Below are 17,484 nucleotides of genomic sequence, written 5' to 3'. Positions count from 1 at the left end.
ACGAACTCAGCGAAGGGGAAGAAGCGGGCATCAAGAGCTGCACGATCGAGATCGAGGGCCGCTACGCCTACGGCTACCTGCGCAACGAGAAGGGCACCCACCGCCTGGTGCGCATCTCCCCGTTCAACGCCAACGACAAGCGCCAGACCAGCTTCGCCGGCGTGGAGGTGATGCCCAAGATCGAGGAGGAGGTGAAGCTCGACATCCCCGACAAAGACCTCGAGATCACCACCTCACGCTCCGGCGGTGCCGGCGGCCAGAACGTGAACAAGGTGGAAACGGCGGTGCGCATCCTGCACATCCCCACCGGCCTGTTCGTGCGCTGCACCCAGGAGCGCTCGCAGCTCCAGAACAAGGAGAAGGCGATGGCGCTGCTGATGGCCAAGCTGCTGGTGATCGCCCAGGAACAACGCGCCGCCGAGATCGCCGACATCCGCGGCGACATCGTGGAAGCAGCCTGGGGCAACCAGATCCGCAACTACGTCTTCCACCCGTACCAGATGGTGAAAGACCTGCGCACCCAGCACGAAACCACCGACGTGCAGGGCGTGATGGACGGCGACCTCGATCCCTTCATCCAGAGCCTGCTGCATGCGGGCGTTGAAGTGGAGGGAGGCAGCAACGATGACTGATCCCACCAACGAGAGCGCCACACCACAACCCGCCGCCGGTGCCACTGGCGAAAACCCCAGCTTCACCAAGCTGGCGATGCGCAACATGGTGCGCAAGGGCAAGCTCAGCCTCACCCACTTCGGGCTCACGGCCCTGGGCTTCCTGGGCTTCATCGTGCTGGTGGCCTATCTGGGCCGCCCGCAGCTCCCCGGCAGCTAAACCATGACCTCATCTGAGGCCAGCCTCGAACTGCCCGATCTCGATCTGGCCTTCGAAGCCGATGATGCTCTGGCGGGCGAGCTGCGATCCGCCGCAGGTGACTTAGCCGACCCGATCGCCGGCGCCGAGCTCTGGCATCAACGCATCAACCAGTGGCTGAGCGTCATGGCGCCGGAGCTGCCGGCTGAGCTGCAGGCACCGGCCTTCAGCCTGGGGCTGAGCCTGGTGGGCGACACCGAAATGGCCGAGCTCAACAGCGATTGGCGCGGCAAGAGTGGCCCCACCGATGTGCTGGCCTTCGCCGCCCAGGACGACGGCCTCGACGACGCCCCGCCGATCCCCATGCCCGACGGGGAGGACGACGCCCTCGAGCTCGGCGACATCGTGATTTCGCTGGAAACCGCCGCCCGTCAGGCGCCGGATCATGGGCACTCGTTGCCGGAGGAACTCCTATTCCTGGCGACCCACGGCCTACTGCACCTGTTGGGTTGGGATCACCCCGACGACGCCAGCCTGGCGGCGATGTTGCGCAAGCAGGAAGAACTTCTCGCCGGCACCAACCAGCGGTAGGGTGCGCCCGGATACAGCCAGCGGGAGCTTGGCGCATGCTTGTTCCCCAGGAACCCAACCGGGAAGCCAGGCCCATGCTCCGCGATCTCAACCGCGATGGCCCACCCACCAACCTGGATGTGTCCAACAGCGTTGAACCACCCGCGAAGGTGCGTCGCCTCGGCGCCTGGACCGTGGCCGGGGATCTTCCTTCCAGCTTCCGCTACGCCGCCCAGGGGCTGATTTACAGCTTCCGCAGCCAGCGCAACTTCCGCATCCATGTGGTGACTGGCGCGGTGGTGTTTGCCCTGGGGCTCTGGCTGCAGCTCCCCTTGGAGCAGCTGGCTGTGTTGGTGCTCACCGTGGCTGCGGTGCTGGTGCTCGAACTGATCAACACCGCCACTGAAGCTGTGGTGGATCTGGCCATCGGTCGCCGCTTTCACCCCCTGGCCCGCATCGCCAAAGACTGCGCCGCCGCCGCAGTGCTGGTGGCCGCCATCAGCTCGCTGGTGATCGCGGTGCTGCTGCTGCTGCCTCCCCTGCTGGTGCGCCTGGGCGTTTGAATGGGGCCTGGCCAGGCGCGGCGATGCTTCTTGTTCTCGACAACTACGACAGCTTCACCTTCAACCTGGTGCAGTACCTGGGTGAACTGGCCGCCGATCACCCAATCACGGAAGACCTGCGGGTGGAGCGCAACGACGCCCTCACCTTGAAGCAGATCCGGGAGCTAGCGCCCGACGCCATTCTGATCTCCCCAGGCCCGGGCGATCCCGATCAATCCGGCGTGTGCCTGGAGGTGCTGCGGGAGCTCAGCCCCACAATTCCAACTCTGGGGGTGTGCCTGGGGCATCAATCGATTGCCCAGGTGTATGGCGGCAAGGTGGTGCGCGCCAAGGAACTGATGCACGGCAAAACCTCGCCGGTGCTGCATGAAGGCCAGGGCGTGTTCGCCGGCCTGCCCAATCCCCTCACCGCCACCCGGTATCACAGCCTGATCGCGGAGCGCGAATCGCTGCCCGCGTGCCTCGAGATCACCGCCTGGCTCGAAGACGGCACGATCATGGGCCTACGCCACCGCGAGCATCAGCACCTGCAGGGAGTGCAATTCCATCCTGAAAGCGTGCTCACCCAGAGCGGCCATCAGCTGCTCAGCAATTTCCTGGCTCAGGCAGCAGCGGGCTAAGGTTCGGCCCACCCATCGCGGGCAAACCGCTCCACCATGGCCCTGCGCAGCACCGTGGCTCTGCCGCTTCGCGTCCTGGCTGCCACAGCCGTGGCCCTGCCGCTTGCCGCCAGCGCCAACACGGGCGTCACGATCACCAGCTACGGCCACAGTGCCCTGTTGATCCAAGGCGGAGGCGCCTCCGTGCTGCTCAACCCGTTCAAGGCCGTGGGCTGCGCCGCCGGCCTGGCTGAACCGCGCGTGAGCGCCAATGTGATTCTGGCCAGTAGCCGCCTGCTGGATGAGGGAGCTCCCGTGGCCAGCGGCCGCCTGCTCAGCAGCCCCGGCTCCTACCGGGTGGCGGGCCTGAAGATCGAAGGCATCTCAGCCCCCCACGATCGCTTTGGCGGTCGCCGCTTTGGTCAATCCACCCTGTGGCGTTGGAAGCAGGGTGGGCTGGAATTTGCCCACCTGGGCGGCACCGCCGCTGCACTCAGCCCTGAGGATCGCGTGCTGCTCGGCAAACCCGATGTGCTGATCATCGGCGTGGGCGGCGGCGCGAAGGTCTACACCGGCCCTGAAGCCGCGGCCGTGGTGAGGGAGCTCAATCCCCGTCGGGTGATCCCCGTGCAATACGTGAGCGGCGCCGCCCCGAAAAACTGCGATCAAGGCAGCGTGGATCCCTTCCTGCAGGCCATGAGTGGCACACCGGTGAAGCGCGTGGGCCGCGTGCTGAGCTTGCCCGCCAAGCTCAGCGAGGGCACCCAGATCGAGCTGATGCGCTGATCTTCAGGCCGGAATCACCTCAATACGCCGGTAAGCAGCCCAGAAGCGCTGCATCTGCTCCAACGTGCCGATGCTCACGCGCAAAGAGCCATCGATGAGGGGTTTGCCGGTCATGGCCCGCACCAAGATGCCGGCCTCACGCAGCGCCTGATCCACCGCGGCTGGATCGCCCTGGGGCCAGATCAGCAGGTAGTTACCACCCTCCACGTGGTGACGCACCCCGGCTGCACGCAGCTGCTCAGTCATCCAGGCCCGGGCCTGGATGACCTCGGCCACATAAGCATCCACAAAGGCCTGATCGCCAAGGGCCGCGAAGGCGGCCGTCACCGCGAAGCTGTTGATGTCGTAAGGGCCGGTGACACGGCTGATGCGATCCACCACGGCGGGGTGACCGATGGCGAAGCCGATGCGCAGACCCGCCAGGCCAGCCGTCTTGGCGAGGGAGCGCAGCACCAGCAGGTTGGGCACAACGCTGAAATCCGCCAGGGGCAGCACGCTGTCGCCAGTGAAGGCCTCATAGAGCTCATCCACCACCACCAGGGTCTGCGGTGCCGCAGCCGCCAACTCCAAGATCCGCTCTGGCGCCAGGCGGGTACCGGTGGGGTTGTTGGGATTGCAGATGAGCAGCAGGCGCGGCGGCTGGCCGGAGCGGGGATGGAGCAAAGCCTCACGGATCGCCGCCAGCGGGAAGGCGAACGTTTCGCCCTCGTAGGGAACGGCCTCGATCGCCATGCCCTGCATCTGGGCGCAAGGGCTGTAATAGCCAAAGGTGGGCGATGTGGTGAGCAACGTCTCACCGCGGTCGCCATAGGCATGGAAGATGGCGTGGATCGCCGCATCCACGCCGTTGAACAACCCCACCTGGTCGGGGTTGAACGGCAGGCCCAGGTTGGCAATCACCGCCTCCTGCAGACCGTCGTACTCGGGATAGATAGCGATGTGATCCGCGGGGATCGCCCGCAACGCCTCCACCACCTGCGGGCTGGGGCCGATGGTGTTCTCGTTGAAATCAAGCCGCAACATCTGGCGCCGCCCCTCGAGTGGCGCGCTGTAGGCGTGCAGGCTCTCCACCTCAGGGCGGGGGCTGGGGAACGGGGGTTCCGGAGACTGCCGGTCGCGGGGGGTGCGGTCTGCCGTCATCGGATCACATGCGCTCCAGGGTGGGAATACCCAGCAGGCCCAGACCCAGTTTGAGCGTGTCTGCGGTGAGGCGGCAGAGGGCCAGACGTGAGGAACGGGCCGGTTCTTGGGCCTTGAGCACCGACACCTGGTCGTAGAAGCGATTGAACACCTGGCTGAGCTCAAACAGATAGGTGCACAGGCGGTTGGGCAGCAGCTCTTCCTCCACCTCGGCGATCACAGCATCGAACTTGAGCAGCTCCCGCACCAGGGCCCACTCCTGCGGCTCCGCAAAGTGCAGGGGTTCGCTGCCGGCACCGGCCTCCAGATCACCGCCCTTACGGGCGATGCCTGCAATCCTCACCACCGCATAGAGCAAGTAGGGCGCCGTGTTGCCCTGCAGGGCCAGCATCCGATCAAAGCTGAACTGGTAGTTCGTGATCCGGTTCTGGCTGAGGTCGGCGTATTTCACGGCGGCTAGTCCCACCGTGGTGGCCACGTGCTGGATGAAGGCCTCGTCTTCACTGCGACCCTCCTCATCCAGGCGGCGGCGCAGATCGGCTTCGGCACGCTCCACCGCCTCATCGAGCAGATCGCGCAGGCGAACGGTGTCGCCGGCGCGGGTTTTGAGCTTCTTGCCGTCTTCACCCTGCACTAAGCCGAAGGGCACATGCTCCAGCCGGCCGTCCTCCGGGAGCCAGCCGGCGCGGCGGGCCACCTGAAACACACCGGCGAAGTGGTTGGCCTGGCCGGCGTCGGTCACATAGATCACGCGGCGGGCGCCATCACCCTCCGGGGCAGCACCGAAGCGGTAGCGGATTGCTGCCAGGTCGGTGGTGGCGTAGTTGAAGCCGCCATCGCTCTTTTGCACGATCACAGGCAGCGGTTTGCCGTCCTTGCCGCTCACCCCCTCCAGAAACACGCAACGGGCGCCGTCATCCACCACCAGCAAACCAGCGGCGTCGAGGTCGGCAACGACACGCTCCAGGTAGGGGTTGTAGAAGGATTCACCGCGCTCGCTGAGACGAATGTCGAGCCGGTCGTAGATCTTCTGGAATTCACGCCGGCTCTGATCGCAGAGCAGCCCCCAGGCCTTGAGCGACACCCGATCGCCCCCCTGCAGCTTCACCACCTCCTCACGGGAGGTGGCCTGGAAGGCTTCGTCGTCGTCGAAGCGCTGCTTGGCCTGGCGGTAGAAGGCCACCAGATCACCGAGATCCACCGCGTCGGCGGTTTCCAGCGCCTCGGGGGCCACCTGCTTGAGGTGGGTGATCAGCATCCCAAACTGGGTGCCCCAGTCGCCCACGTGGTTGAGCCGCAACACGGGATGGCCGCGGAACTCGAGCACCCGCGCCAGCGAATCGCCAATGATCGTGGAACGCAAGTGCCCCACATGCATCTCCTTGGCGATGTTGGGGCTGGAGAAATCCACCACCACCGGCGCCCCCTGCTCCACCACAGGCACCCCTAGGCGCTGATCACCCAGCCGCAGCTGCACCTCCGCCGCCAGCCGCTCGGGCTTCAGCGTGAGGTTGATGAACCCCGGGCCGGCGATCTGAGGGTCTTGGCAGAGCTCGGTGAACGCTGGATCAGCCTTGAGCTGCTCCACCACCGCTTCGGCGATCTTGCGCGGCGGTTGCCCCAGCGGTTTGGCGAGCGGCAAGGCTCCATTGGCCTGAAAGTCGCCGAAGTCGGGTTTGCTGGCGGGGGCCAGCTGGGGATCGAGGCCAGTGCCAGCCTGACGGGCAGCAGCGGCGGCATCGGGAAAGGCCCGATCCATCGCTGCGCGCAGCTGGCTTTGCAGGGTTTCAGCGATGCGCAGCATGGACTTCAGGTGCCGCCGATGCGGAACGTCAGCTCCTGATCATCCCTCTCGGCGCTGATCCTCAAGCGTCGAAGCGCATGCTCAGATCCAGCCAACGGCTGCGGGTGACCGGCGCGCTCGTGGAGATCAGATCGATCCCGGTGGCGGCATAGGCCGCCAGCTGCTCGGGCTGCACCCCTGATGCCTCAAGCACCACCGGAGCAGCACCGGCGCGGGAGGCGGCGCGCTGGCGCAACTGCGGCACCAGCGCCAGCAAAGCCTCAGGGCTGAACTCATCCAGCAGCACCCCATCGGCACCGGCATCCACCGCCTCGAATGCCTGTTGCTCGGTTTCTGCTTCCACAATCACCCGAGCGGGCCACGGGGCTGAGGCCTGCACCGCCAGCACCGCCGCACGCACCCCACCAGCCCAGGCCAGATGGTTTTCCTTGAGCATGGCGGCATCGTCGAGGCCCATGCGGTGGTTCACCCCACCCCCGCAGCGCACCGCATATTTCTCCAACACCCGCAGGCCGGGTGTGGTCTTGCGGGTGTCGGCCAACTGCACCCCAGTGCCAGCCAGCTCCGCCACCAAAACGGCCGTGGCTGTGGCAATGCCCGAAAGACGCATGGCCAAGTTGAGAGCCGTGCGCTCGACCGCCACCAACGCCGCTGCTGAACCCTCCAGCTCCAGCAAGCGCTGCCCCGGCATCACCGGCGCTCCTTCAGCCACAAGCAACCGCACCTGGGCCTTGGGATCGAGCTGATGCAGCAACGGCTCAAGCAGCACGCCCCCACAGAAGCGCCCTTCGGCTTTGGCGAGCCAGTGCGCCCGGCCCGCACAACCCTGCAGGGCTGGAGCGCTGAGATCGCCGCGGCCCAGATCCTCCGCGAGCCAGGCCTCGAGCTGGGCTCGGAGCTGGGGGGTGAGAGCCAGAGAGGCAGCCATTAGAGCCATTGGCTGCCAGAACACTCCAGAGCCTCCAGCGAAGGCCAGGCACCCCAGCCAAACAGGATCCGATTGAGGCGATCCAGCAGCGCAGGCGTGCTCAGCAGGGCCTGGCGGGCAGCCCACTCCGCCTCGTTCACCTCAGCCTCCGGCAGAGCCAAAGCCTCCAGCAAACGCCTGTAAGCGATGCGTTCGGCCGGATTGATGGAGCTGGCATCTCCAGGATTGCTACTGCTGGAGGCCATCTCAAAAGCGAGCTTCACCAGCTGGAGGCGCTGATCGTGGCTGTTGAGCTGGGACACCAACTGCTCGAGATCAGACCCGTTGTGCGCCACCAGAGCCTGCACCGCATCAGCAGGATCAACGCCCGGCAGTAGGCGCGCGGCCAGGCGGCTGAGCAGTGCGCGCTCTTCATCAGCGAACACACCATCCACGCAGGCCACCCAACACAGCAACCGCAATTGCGCCTGCTGCGAAGGGCTCAGCCCCGCCAGTGGATCAGCCATGGAAGATGCCGTGTCGTGCCCCCATTGTCAGGCGGCAAGGCTTGCGGGGTTATTTGCCGATGCAGAAGCGGGAGAACACCCGATCGAGCACCGCTTCGCTCACCTCTTCGCCGGTGATCTCCCCCAGAGCCCGAACGGCGGCGCGCAGATCAATGGTCCAGAAATCCCAGGGCAGCTGTTGCCGGGCCGCCTCGAGGCTGGCGCCAAGACTGGCCGCCGCGGCCGCCGCGAGCTCCTGCTGGCGGCGATTGAGGGCCAACTGCACACCCTGCGGGTCGCTGTGGCCGCAGCGGGCCAGCAGCTGTGCCACCAGCTCGCTCTCCCCCGCACCCGTGAGGGCACTGATGAACACATCCGCCGGAGCTGACACGGAGCTGAAACTCACCGGGAGCTGATCCGCCTTGTTGCCCACCACCAGCAGGGGCACTCCATCGGGCACCAGCTCGCGCAGCGCAGCGTCGTCGTCGCACCAGCCAACGCTGAGATCAAACAGCAGCAACACCGCATCGGCGGCCTGCAGGGCGGAGCGGCTGCGCTCAATCCCGATCTGCTCCACCCGATCACTGGTGGATCGGATGCCAGCCGTGTCGAGCAGGGTGAGCGGCACGCCGTGGAGCACCAGCTCGCTCTCCACAAGATCACGGGTGGTTCCGGGCAAGTCGGTCACGATCGCCCGCTCGCTGCAGCTGAGCCGGTTGAGCAGGCTGGATTTGCCCACATTGGGGCGGCCCACGATCGCCACGCGCAGGCCGTCGCGCAGCAGCTGGCCGCGCTCGCCATCCGCCACGAGCTGCTCCAGCGCGGCTTGCACCGCAGCCAGCTCAGCAGCCAAGGCATCACCATCCAGGGGCGGCAGATCGTCTTCGAAGTCCACCCGTGCTTCCAGCTCGGCCAGTTGATCCAGCAGCCGCTCCCGCAAGGCACCAATCCGGGCCTGTAAGCCTCCATCAAGGCCAGCCATCGCCAGCTGAGCCGCCCGGCGGCTGCGGGCCGTCACCAGCTCGCTGATCGCCTCGGCGCGGGTGAGATCCAGCCGGCCATTGAGAAAGGCCCGCTGGCTGAACTCACCGGGCAGGGCGCGACGGGCACCGCTGGCCAGCACCAGCTCCAGCACCCGCTGCACGCTGATCAAGCCGCCATGGCAGTGGAACTCCACCACCGTTTCGCGGGTGAAGCTGCGGGGCGCCCGCATCAGCAACAGCAGCGCCTCATCCACGCGCTCGCCGTTGGCGGGATCACACACATGGCCGTAGAGCACCCGGTGGCTCTCCCAGGGCTGATCACCAGGGGCGACAAACAGTTGTTGTCCGATGGCCTCCGCCGCAGGACCCGATACCCGCACAATCGCCACGCTGCCCTCCCCGGGGGCAATGGCCGTGGCCACAGCAGCGATGGTGTCGTCTGGCAAGGCCGGAGGCAGGCGCTGCCTCCAGTGTCCCCCGGGGCTACAACCCTCAGCTCGGCGGGAATCCCGGGCACACCATCAGGTCGATATGGCCCCCGCTGGGATGGCGCCATTCGCGGAACTCCTCGGCGAGGGCCTTGTGCGCCTGGGTTTGCTGCTCGTGCTCCAGCGAGATCAACCGCTGATGCACCAGATCAAGCGTGTCGTCGATCAGTTGAGCGGCCTGTTCGGAGGTCATGGCATCGGCTGCGCGTCAACCCGTCGTAGGAGCTGCCAGCGCTTGAAGCTGTAGTGCAAACCACCAGCACCAGGTTGTGTGGGCGGATCAGGACGATGCCGCCAGCTGCGCCTCATTCCAGGTGCTGCCGCGCCACGGCTCGGCCAGGGCTGCGCTGACGGCGCTGGCGAGCAGCAACGGCACTAGCAGCTGTGGATCGCCCTGCAGCGTGAACACAAACAACGCGCAGAACAAAGGCGTGCGATTGGCGGCGGCAAACAGGGCAGCTGCACCGATGGCCGCCAACTGGGCGCGGGCCTCAGCAGGAAGATCCGTGAGCGGGCTGGCCAGCAAGGCACCCAGCGTCATCGTGTCGTGCATCAGGCCGCCCGGGGCGCCGGCGGCAATGCTGAGCAGCGACGCCACAAAGCGCCAGAGCAAGGTGCTCAGCGAGCCGCCGCCATCCCCCTGCAGTGCTGCGGCCAGCGAAAGGGAACCATCGTTAAGGCTCAGGCCACCGCTGAGACAAGCCAGGAACGTGAGAAGTGCCGCCACGAATACCGCGGCCCTGATGCGCTGCGTGCGCAGGCAAGCCGCCAGCCCATGGGCCAAGGGGATCAACAACCGCACAAACAGCGCCCCCAAGCAAGCCCCAAGCACTGTGATCAACAGAGCCCAGGGCCAAACAGCGCTGTCCAGCAGCCCGAGGTTCAGCCCGGCGAGCCGCGCTGGCTGGCCAAGGGTGGTGGCCACCACAGCACCACTGCCGGCGAGCAAAAGCGTGGGCAGCACCAACGACAATCCTTTCTCGCAGCTGAGCTCTTCGATCGCATAGGCCACACCCAGCAGCGGTGAGCGAAAGGCCGCCCCCAAGCCGGCACCGCCGCCAATGGCAGCAAGCAGGGGAATTGGCAACGAAGCCCAGGCCTGGATGTGGGACCAACGCCGCCGCACGGCCAACAGCAGCGAAGCACCCAACGCCGCGGAAGGGGATTCCACACCGACGCTGAGTCCAGCCACGTGGGTCAACACGATCAAAGGCAACCGCCGCAGCTGAACCCCCAGCTCAAGCCGCTCCAACGCGGGGTTCTGCATGGAGGTGTCGGTGGTGCTGCGCTGCAGTGCCAGCACCGGCGTGAGGCCACCACCGCGGCCCCGGGCCAGCGGCCCCCACGCCTGCAACAGCATCGCGAAGGTGCCCGCAAACACCAGCGCCGCCGCCGGCCCATGGGGAGCCTGGGCCTGCAGCCACAGCCGCCGCTGCAGCACAAAGCCCAACTCGGAGAGCAGTTGATAGGGCCACTCCACCAGCCCAAGCAGCAAACCCAGCCCAAGCCAAAGCAGCAACGCCACGAAAGCGTTGTGGCGGGCGTTCACGAACCGATGCCGGTGCGGGCGATGTCGAGCACATCCGCCATCGAGCGGATCTGGTCGAGGGTGTCGCGCAGCTGATGGGCGCTCTGCAGCTCCACCCGCAGATCGATGCGAGCGGGCTTGCCGGGGTTGGTGCGCACCCGCGCATCGCTCACGTTGATGCGGTGATCGGAGAGGCGCGTGAGGATGTCCTTGAGCACACCCACCCGATCGAGCACCTCGATGCGCAGCTGCACCGGATAGCGGCGGCGCAAGGCCTCGGCAGCCTGCTGATTCCATTGCACCGGTAGGCGGCGCTCCACCGGCACGGCGCTGAGATTGCCGCAGTCCTGGCGGTGAATGGTGATGCCGTGGTTGCCGAGGGCCACGGTGCCCACGATCGCTTCGCCAGGCAGGGGGCTGCAGCAACCGCCCAGGCGGTATTCCAGGCCTTCGAGCCCAAGAATCGGACTCGCTTCGCCGTGGGTGCTAGCTGGAGCCACCGGGGCAGCCGCCCCCTGCGCTTCCACCTTGCGGGCCAGCTCTTCGTTGCTGAGGACGGGCTGGGCCTCAGCAGAGGCCAGGCGCAGCTCCTCCCGCAGGCGATTGAGCACCTGATGCAGGGTGACGCCACCAAAACCAATGGCAGCCAGTAGATCTTCAGTGGCCACCAGGTTGCAGCGGCGAGCCACCTTGGCCATCGCCTCGCCACGCAGCAGGGCATCGAAGCCATCGCGCCCCAGCTCGCGTTCGAGCATGGCGGTACCGCGCTGAATGTTCTCCTCGCGGTAACTCTTCTTATACCACTGGCGGATGCGATTACGGGCGGTGGGAGTCGCCACAAAATTCAGCCAGTCGAGGCTGGGATGCGCAGATTTCGAGGTCACCACCTGCACAAAGTCGCCGTTCTGCAGCGGCGTGGCCAGGGGCGAAAGGCGGTCGTTGATGCGAACGCCCTGGCAGTGGTTGCCCACCTCCGAGTGAATGCGATAGGCGAAATCAACAGCCGTGGAGCCTTTCCGAAGACCCACAACATCACCCTTGGGGGTGAACACAAACACCTCCTCATCAAAGAGGTCTTCCTTGATCGAGCGCAGGAAGTCGCTGCTGTCGTCGCCAACGCCATCCTTCTGCCAATCCACCAGCTGCCGCAGCCAGTTGAAGCGCTCGGCATCGGCGCCGGTGGCGGCAGGAGATCCGCCCTCCTTGTATTTCCAGTGGGCGGCGATGCCGAACTCCGCCACGCGGTGCATCTCGGCGGTACGGATCTGCACTTCGATCGGCCGATGCCGACCGATCACCGCCGTGTGCAGCGATTGATAGCCGTTGGGCTTGGGCAGACCGATGTAGTCCTTGAAGCGGCCCGGGATGGGCCGGAAGGTGTCGTGCACCACCGCCAGGGCGCGGTAGCAGCTTTCGAGATTCGGGCAGATGATCCGCAGGGCGGCCACGTCGTAGATCTCGTGGAACGCCTTTTGCTGGCGCTGCATCTTGCTCCAGATGCCATAGAGGTGCTTTGGCCGGCCACTCACCTCGCAATCGGCCAACCCCACCGCCGCCAGGCGATCACGCAGCAGCTGCACGGTGACGCCCAAGCGCTCCTCGCGATCGCTGCGCTTGCTCGCCACCTGCTGCTGCACATCGCGGTAGGCCTCAGGCTCGAGGATCTTGAAGGCCAGATCCTCCAGTTCCCACTTGAAGCGGCCGATGCCGAGGCGATTGGCGAGGGGGCCGTAGATCTCGCGGGTTTCGCGGGCGATGCGCTGTTGCTTCTCCGGCTTGAGCGCCCCGAGGGTGCGCATGTTGTGGAGCCGGTCGGCCAGCTTCACCAGCACCACGCGAATATCGCTGGCCATGGCCAGGAACATGCGCCGCAGGTTCTCCGCCTGAGCCTCAGTTTTGTTGGTGAAATGAATGCCGCCGAGCTTGGTGACGCCCTCCACAAGCCCGCGCACCTCAGCGCCGAAGTGCTGCTCGATCTCCTCAGGGGTGACGTCGGTGTCTTCCACCACGTCGTGGAGGAAGCCGGCGGCGATCACCCCGGCGCTGGCGCCGATATCGCGCAGCAGATCTGCAACGGCAACGGGATGACAGATGTAAGGCTCACCGCTGGCCCGAACCTGGCCGTCGTGCAGCTGAAAGGCGAAATGGAAGGCAGCGGCCAGCAGGCCTTCTGCGTCGGTGGGGCAACTATCACCAACGCCCGGGGGAACGTGCTCGATGCAGCGGCAGAGCCACTCGGGCAGCTGAATGCCGTAATCCGCTGGACCGTGGATGGGGCGGAGTCCCAAGGGCGAAGCCGCAGGCAAGGGAGCGTCCAGGGCCGCCGCTGCCGCTGTGCCGGTCACCGCCTGGAGCATGACGCCCTGCCGTTCAGTCCATCGTATGCAGCAGCTGAAACAAACCGGCCCCATGTGCGGGACTGCAGGCGAAGCGGCTGCCAACCTGAGCCCCACCAGCACCGCCGCGCCCGCCATGGCCGCCCGCCAGACCTCCGGCCCGGTGCTCCAGCTCGATCAGCTGGTGGTGCGCTATCCGGCTGCAGGCAGCGACACTCTGGCTGGGCTGAGCCTCAACCTCCACCCCGGTGAGCGCCTCGCCCTGGTGGGCCCCTCCGGTTGCGGCAAGAGCACGGTGGCCCGGGCGGTGTTGCAACTCCTACCCCAGGGCAGCCTCTGTAGTGGCGGACTGCGGCTGTGTGGCCAGGATCCCCGCAAACTGAAGCGAGGTGCACTGCGGCGCCTGCGGGGCGAAGCCGTGGGCTTGGTGTTCCAAGACCCGATGACGCGGCTCAACCCGCTGCTGAGCATCGGCGAGCACCTGGCCGACACCCTGGCCCAGCACCGCCCCAGCTGGAAGCGCCACCAGGTGCGGCTACGGGCCGAGATGCTGCTGGAGCGGGTGGGCATCAGCTGCGAGCGCTACGGCAGTTATCCCCATGCGTTCAGCGGTGGGATGCGTCAGCGGCTGGCGATCGCCCTGGCGATGGCGCTGGAGCCGGCGCTGGTGATCGCCGATGAACCCACCACCAGCCTCGATGTGGCGGTGGCCGCTCAGGTGATGGAGGAGCTCTGCCGCCTGTGCGCGGAATCGGGCAGCGCCCTGCTCTTGATCAGCCACGACCTGGCCATGGCCGGGCGCTGGTGCGATCAGATCGCCGTGCTCGATCAGGGGCGGCTGGTGGAGCAGGCACCCGCAGAACAACTGCTCACCACCCCCCAGTCCCCCCTGGCTCAGCGGCTGGTGGGAGCGGCTCGCGCCCGGGAGGGCAGCCGCACGCCCCAAGCCCCCGAGGCAGCCCCGTTGCTGCTGGAGCTGGAGGATCTGCGCTGCTGGCATCCCTTGCCCGGTCTGCCCTGGCAGAAGCGTTGGTATCGGGCCGTGGATGGGGTGAGCCTGCAGCTCCGCCAAGGCGAAAGCGTGGGGGTGGTGGGGGCCTCCGGCTGCGGCAAGAGCACCCTCTGCCGCGCCCTGATGGGGCTGGTGCCGGTGCGGGGCGGCAGCGTGCGCCTGCAGGGCCAGGATCTGCGCCGGCTTCGGGGCGAGCCGCTGCGGCGGGCCCGGCGGCGCATCCAGATGGTGTTTCAAGACCCCCTGGCCTGCCTCAACCCGGTGATGAGCGTGGCCGAGGCCATCGCCGACCCCCTGCTGATCCATGGGCTGGCCACACCAGCTGCCGCCCGCGAGCGGGCCCGAGAGCTTCTGGCCGCTGTGGGGCTCAACCCCCCGGAAGCCTTCGCCAACCGGCTGCCCCGGCAGCTCTCCGGCGGCCAACAGCAACGGGTAGCGATCGCCCGCGCCCTGGTGCTCGAACCGCAGGTGCTGCTCTGCGATGAGAGCGTGAGCATGCTCGATGCCGAGATTCAGGCGGAGGTGCTGGAGCTGCTGCGGGAGCTGCAGCAACGCCTGGGGCTGGGGCTGATCTTCGTGACCCACGACCTCTCGGTTGCCAGCGGCTTCTGCCAGCGGGTGGTCGTGCTCGATAGTGGGCAGATCGTGGAGCAGGGCCCTGGCGATCAACTGCTCGATCAGCCCGAGGCACCGATCACCCGCGCGCTGGTGGAGGCGTGTCCGCGGCTGCCTCAGCCGGCGAGTTCCCACCACTGAGGCTTCATGAAGTAGTCCTCGTCTTCGTAGTCCACAAGGGCGCCGTCCGCGTGGTTCACCAGATCGGAGGAGCGCACTTCAAAGCCGGCCTGGCGGGCGATGGCCGCCACCTCATCCGCATCGGCGGCTGACGTGGTGGAGAGCTGTTGCTGCAAGGCGGGGTCCTGACGCACCGCGGTGATGAAGGCCTGCAGGCTGTGCTCGGCCATGGATAAGGCCTCAGGGGGGGACGACATCCCAGTCTGGGTGCGGCGGCGCAGCACGGCGAGCAACTTCTCAAACACATCAGGAAGAGGCGCCTCAAACAACATCCGCTCACGGCTGATCGGGTGATCCAGGCCAAGCTGGAACGCGTGCAAGGCCTGGCCGGGCAGGGCCAGCGGCAGCTTGCGGCAGCGGGAATACACAGGATCACCCACGATCGGATGGCCGATATGGGCGCAGTGCACCCGGATCTGATGGGTGCGGCCGGTGTCGAGCTTGAAGCGCATCAGCGAGTAGTCGCCCAGGCGCTCCAGCAGGGTCCAGTGGGTGCAGGCATGGCGGCCGCTGTCGTCGTGCACCACGGCGTATTTCTTGCGATCAGCAGGGTGGCGGCCGATGGCGCCCACGATCGTGCCGTGCTCGGCGGCGGGCACGCCGTGCACCACCGCCAGATACTCGCGGGAGGCAATGCGCTTCTGGATCTGCACCTGCAGCTTCACCAGAGCCTCCTGGCTCTTGGCCACCACGATGCAGCCGGTGGTGTCTTTATCGAGGCGGTGCACGATGCCGGGCCGCAACTTGCCGCTGATCCCCGGCAGATCGGGGCAATGGTGCAGCAGGCCATTCACCAGGGTGCCGTCTTTATTGCCGGGGGCCGGGTGCACCGTGAGCCCTGCAGGTTTGTTGAGCACGATCAGATGCTCGTCTTCAAACAACACATCGAGGGGAATCTCCTGCGGCACCAGATAGGGCAGCGGCTCGGGCGGCGGCATCCACAGCTCCACCGTGTCGCTCTGGCGCAGGGGCGTTTTGGCCTTGCCCGTCACGCCATTCACCCGCACATAGCCGGCATCAATGAACTTCTGGATGCGGGCGCGGCTCTGCTCCGGGCGCTGGGCGACCAGCCAGCGGTCGAGCCGCATCGGCAGGGGTTTGGGGTAGGTGAGGGTGAGCAGCTCGCCCTCGCCCTCGCCGAATCCGCTCACGGCAGCTCCAGGGCCAGAGGGCCCAGCATGCCCCGCCGGAAATCATCGAGAAAGCGCTGGGCCATACGGGCGGTGTCGCCGCTGGTGTGGCGCTCAGCCGCAGCCCGCAACCAGCCATCGGCATCAGGATTCTGTACAGACTGCGCAGAATCCTGAATTGTTGCTGCCGGGGCGGCCAGGGGTGGCACCGGCACCCCATAACGGCTTTCCAGCAACCCGGGCTTCACCCCAGAGGCGGCCACAGCCTCCAACCTGGCCAGCATCTGCACAAACGCCATCGCCACCGCTTCGCCGTCGTAGGCGGCTTGTCCGATGTCGTCGCAGAGGGCAAGGCGCAGCGCGGCCAACTGGTCGTCGAGCCGCGGCGGCAGAACGCCTGGGGCATCCAGCAGATCAAGGTCTTGTCCCAAGCGCACCCAACGCAGGCTGCGGGTCACGCCGGCACGGCGGGCACTGTCCACGACCTTCTGGCGCACCAGCCGGTTGATCAGAGCCGACTTACCCACATTCGGGAAGCCGAGCATCAGAGCCCGCACCGGCCGGGGCCGCATGCCACGCGAGCGGCGGCGTTCATTGAGAGCATCGCCGGCGCGGATCGCCGCCTGCTGCAGCTGCTTCACGCCGATGCCCGCTTTGGCGTCACTCCACCAAGGGGTTTGGCCCTGGGCGCGGAACCAGGCATCCCAGGCTTCACGGGCCGCCACCGGGATCATGTCGCGTCGGTTCAGCACCAACAGGTGCTGCTTGCCGGAGATCCAGCGCTGTAGACGGGGGTGGCCGGTGGCGGTGGGGATGCGCGCATCGCGCACCTCGATCACCAGATCCACCTTGGCGAGGTTGCCTGTGAGCGAGCGCTCCGCCTTGGCGATATGGCCCGGATACCACTGGATCGCCGGAGCGGCAGAGCTCAGCAACTCACTCACGGAACCACCAACACAGGGCAGGGCGCCAGCTGGATCACGCGCGAGGCGGTGCTGGGCGCTTCATCAGCCTCCAGCGTGAGGCCTCGCGTGCCCATCACGATCACATCGGCATTGATCTCGTCGGCCACATCGCAAATCACGAAGGCGGGCTTGCCCTCCCGCTCGATCACCTCGCACGCCACTCCCTGCTCCTGGAAACGGCCACGGGCCTGCTCCAGCAAGGCCGCCACGGCGGCGGGATCGTCCTGCCCAGGCTCTACCACCGAGAGCAGCACCAGCCTGCTGCCGTGTTGTTGGGCCAATTTCAGTGCTGTGGCGGCGGTTTCGGCAGCTTGACGGCTGCGGTCGATGGGAAAGAGAACGATCTCAAACATGGCCGTTGGGCCGGTGCTCCCTCTGTTTAGCGCCAGCCAGCGCTGCGGCCATGCCAGAGCCCATTGTGGGTTCCCCCCTTGACCGGCCCGCTAAATTCGCCCGACCTTTCCCCTTAGCTACCACCCATGGCGAAGCGCTCCCTGGCCAGCCTCTCCGCTGATGAACTGCGCGGCAAGCGCGTGCTGGTTCGGGTCGACTTCAACGTGCC

The 17,484-nt window shown here is 66.7% G+C and carries 18 protein-coding genes and 1 pseudogene; 7 read left to right on the top strand and 12 right to left on the bottom strand.

Annotated elements, in window-relative coordinates:
• From ACIQ2E_RS03430 to ACIQ2E_RS03405, 6 genes are all read left to right on the top strand, one after another.
• On the top strand, positions 1–632 hold a 632-nt coding region (locus tag ACIQ2E_RS03430), incomplete at its 5' end, for a peptide chain release factor-like protein (RefSeq protein WP_398326186.1).
• The gene (locus ACIQ2E_RS03425) at positions 625–831 is read left to right on the top strand and encodes a DUF3285 domain-containing protein (RefSeq protein ID WP_398326183.1); all 207 of its coding nucleotides are present in this window, start codon (positions 625–627) and stop codon (positions 829–831) included. The genes ACIQ2E_RS03430 and ACIQ2E_RS03425, both read left to right, overlap by 8 nt.
• A 3-nt stretch (positions 832–834) precedes the next feature.
• The gene (gene ybeY / locus ACIQ2E_RS03420) at positions 835–1,401 is read left to right on the top strand and encodes an rRNA maturation RNase YbeY (RefSeq protein ID WP_398326180.1); all 567 of its coding nucleotides are present in this window, start codon (positions 835–837) and stop codon (positions 1,399–1,401) included.
• 74 nt (positions 1,402–1,475) lie between these two features.
• Positions 1,476–1,943, top strand: a complete 468-nt coding sequence (locus ACIQ2E_RS03415) for a diacylglycerol kinase family protein (RefSeq protein ID WP_398326195.1) — start codon at positions 1,476–1,478, stop codon at positions 1,941–1,943.
• A 23-nt stretch (positions 1,944–1,966) separates the two neighbouring features.
• On the top strand, positions 1,967–2,563 hold the full coding sequence (locus ACIQ2E_RS03410) for an anthranilate synthase component II (protein ID WP_398326177.1): 597 nt from the start codon (positions 1,967–1,969) through the stop codon (positions 2,561–2,563).
• 36 nt (positions 2,564–2,599) lie between these two features.
• A complete protein-coding gene (locus ACIQ2E_RS03405; protein WP_398326174.1) occupies positions 2,600–3,328 on the top strand; it encodes an MBL fold metallo-hydrolase in 729 nt (242 codons plus the stop codon).
• Positions 3,329–3,331: 3 nt separating this feature from the next.
• Here the strand turns inward: ACIQ2E_RS03405 and ACIQ2E_RS03400 are convergent, their stop codons facing one another.
• From ACIQ2E_RS03400 to ACIQ2E_RS03365, 8 genes are all read right to left on the bottom strand, one after another.
• On the bottom strand, positions 3,332–4,468 hold the full coding sequence (locus tag ACIQ2E_RS03400; protein WP_398326171.1) for a pyridoxal phosphate-dependent aminotransferase: 1,137 nt from the start codon (positions 4,466–4,468) through the stop codon (positions 3,332–3,334).
• A gap of 4 nt (positions 4,469–4,472) precedes the next feature.
• On the bottom strand, positions 4,473–6,272 hold the full coding sequence (gene argS, locus ACIQ2E_RS03395) for an arginine--tRNA ligase (RefSeq protein WP_398326168.1): 1,800 nt from the start codon (positions 6,270–6,272) through the stop codon (positions 4,473–4,475).
• Positions 6,273–6,333: 61 nt separating this feature from the next.
• Entirely contained in the window at positions 6,334–7,200 is an 867-nt protein-coding gene (gene nadC / locus ACIQ2E_RS03390; RefSeq protein WP_398326165.1) for a carboxylating nicotinate-nucleotide diphosphorylase, read from the bottom strand.
• Positions 7,200–7,706 carry a hypothetical protein gene (locus ACIQ2E_RS03385; RefSeq protein WP_398326162.1) on the bottom strand — a complete coding sequence of 169 codons (507 nt, stop codon included), beginning with the start codon at positions 7,704–7,706 and terminating at the stop codon, positions 7,200–7,202. Before ACIQ2E_RS03385 ends, nadC begins: the two co-directional genes overlap by 1 nt.
• Before the next feature lie 49 nt (positions 7,707–7,755).
• Complete coding sequence (mnmE, locus tag ACIQ2E_RS03380; RefSeq protein WP_398326159.1) at positions 7,756–9,114, bottom strand: tRNA uridine-5-carboxymethylaminomethyl(34) synthesis GTPase MnmE; 1,359 nt, start codon at positions 9,112–9,114, stop codon at positions 7,756–7,758.
• A 46-nt stretch (positions 9,115–9,160) separates the two neighbouring features.
• Positions 9,161–9,349: a hypothetical protein gene (locus ACIQ2E_RS03375; protein ID WP_296451644.1), complete on the bottom strand. Its 189-nt coding sequence runs from the start codon at positions 9,347–9,349 to the stop codon at positions 9,161–9,163.
• A gap of 87 nt (positions 9,350–9,436) precedes the next feature.
• Positions 9,437–10,705: a chloride channel protein gene (locus tag ACIQ2E_RS03370; RefSeq protein WP_398326155.1), complete on the bottom strand. Its 1,269-nt coding sequence runs from the start codon at positions 10,703–10,705 to the stop codon at positions 9,437–9,439.
• Entirely contained in the window at positions 10,702–13,041 is a 2,340-nt protein-coding gene (locus ACIQ2E_RS03365) for a RelA/SpoT family protein (protein WP_398326152.1), read from the bottom strand. The genes ACIQ2E_RS03370 and ACIQ2E_RS03365 overlap by 4 nt, the downstream gene beginning before the upstream one ends.
• 115 nt (positions 13,042–13,156) lie before the next feature.
• Between ACIQ2E_RS03365 and ACIQ2E_RS03360 the strand changes: the two genes are divergently transcribed.
• Positions 13,157–14,788: an ABC transporter ATP-binding protein gene (locus ACIQ2E_RS03360; RefSeq protein WP_398326192.1), complete on the top strand. Its 1,632-nt coding sequence runs from the start codon at positions 13,157–13,159 to the stop codon at positions 14,786–14,788.
• Here ACIQ2E_RS03360 and ACIQ2E_RS03355 read toward each other — a convergent pair.
• From ACIQ2E_RS03355 to ACIQ2E_RS03340, 4 genes and pseudogenes are all read right to left on the bottom strand, one after another.
• Positions 14,764–14,997: a Nif11-like leader peptide family natural product precursor gene (locus tag ACIQ2E_RS03355; RefSeq protein ID WP_398326189.1), complete on the bottom strand. Its 234-nt coding sequence runs from the start codon at positions 14,995–14,997 to the stop codon at positions 14,764–14,766. The genes ACIQ2E_RS03360 and ACIQ2E_RS03355 overlap by 25 nt on opposite strands.
• Positions 14,998–15,033: 36 nt before the next feature.
• Positions 15,034–15,978 (bottom strand): annotated as a pseudogene (locus tag ACIQ2E_RS03350) (RluA family pseudouridine synthase); the annotation flags it as partial.
• The gene (ylqF, locus tag ACIQ2E_RS03345; RefSeq protein WP_398326149.1) at positions 15,975–16,901 is read right to left on the bottom strand and encodes a ribosome biogenesis GTPase YlqF; all 927 of its coding nucleotides are present in this window, start codon (positions 16,899–16,901) and stop codon (positions 15,975–15,977) included. The gene ylqF and the pseudogene ACIQ2E_RS03350, both read right to left, overlap by 4 nt.
• Positions 16,898–17,275: a universal stress protein gene (locus ACIQ2E_RS03340; protein WP_398326146.1), complete on the bottom strand. Its 378-nt coding sequence runs from the start codon at positions 17,273–17,275 to the stop codon at positions 16,898–16,900. Before ACIQ2E_RS03340 ends, ylqF begins: the two co-directional genes overlap by 4 nt.
• Between the last annotated feature and the right edge of the window lie 209 nt (positions 17,276–17,484).

This window comes from Vulcanococcus sp. (assembly GCF_044369115.1).
Classification (GTDB): domain Bacteria; phylum Cyanobacteriota; class Cyanobacteriia; order PCC-6307; family Cyanobiaceae; genus Vulcanococcus.
This window is presented reverse-complemented; position numbering and strand designations above follow the sequence as displayed.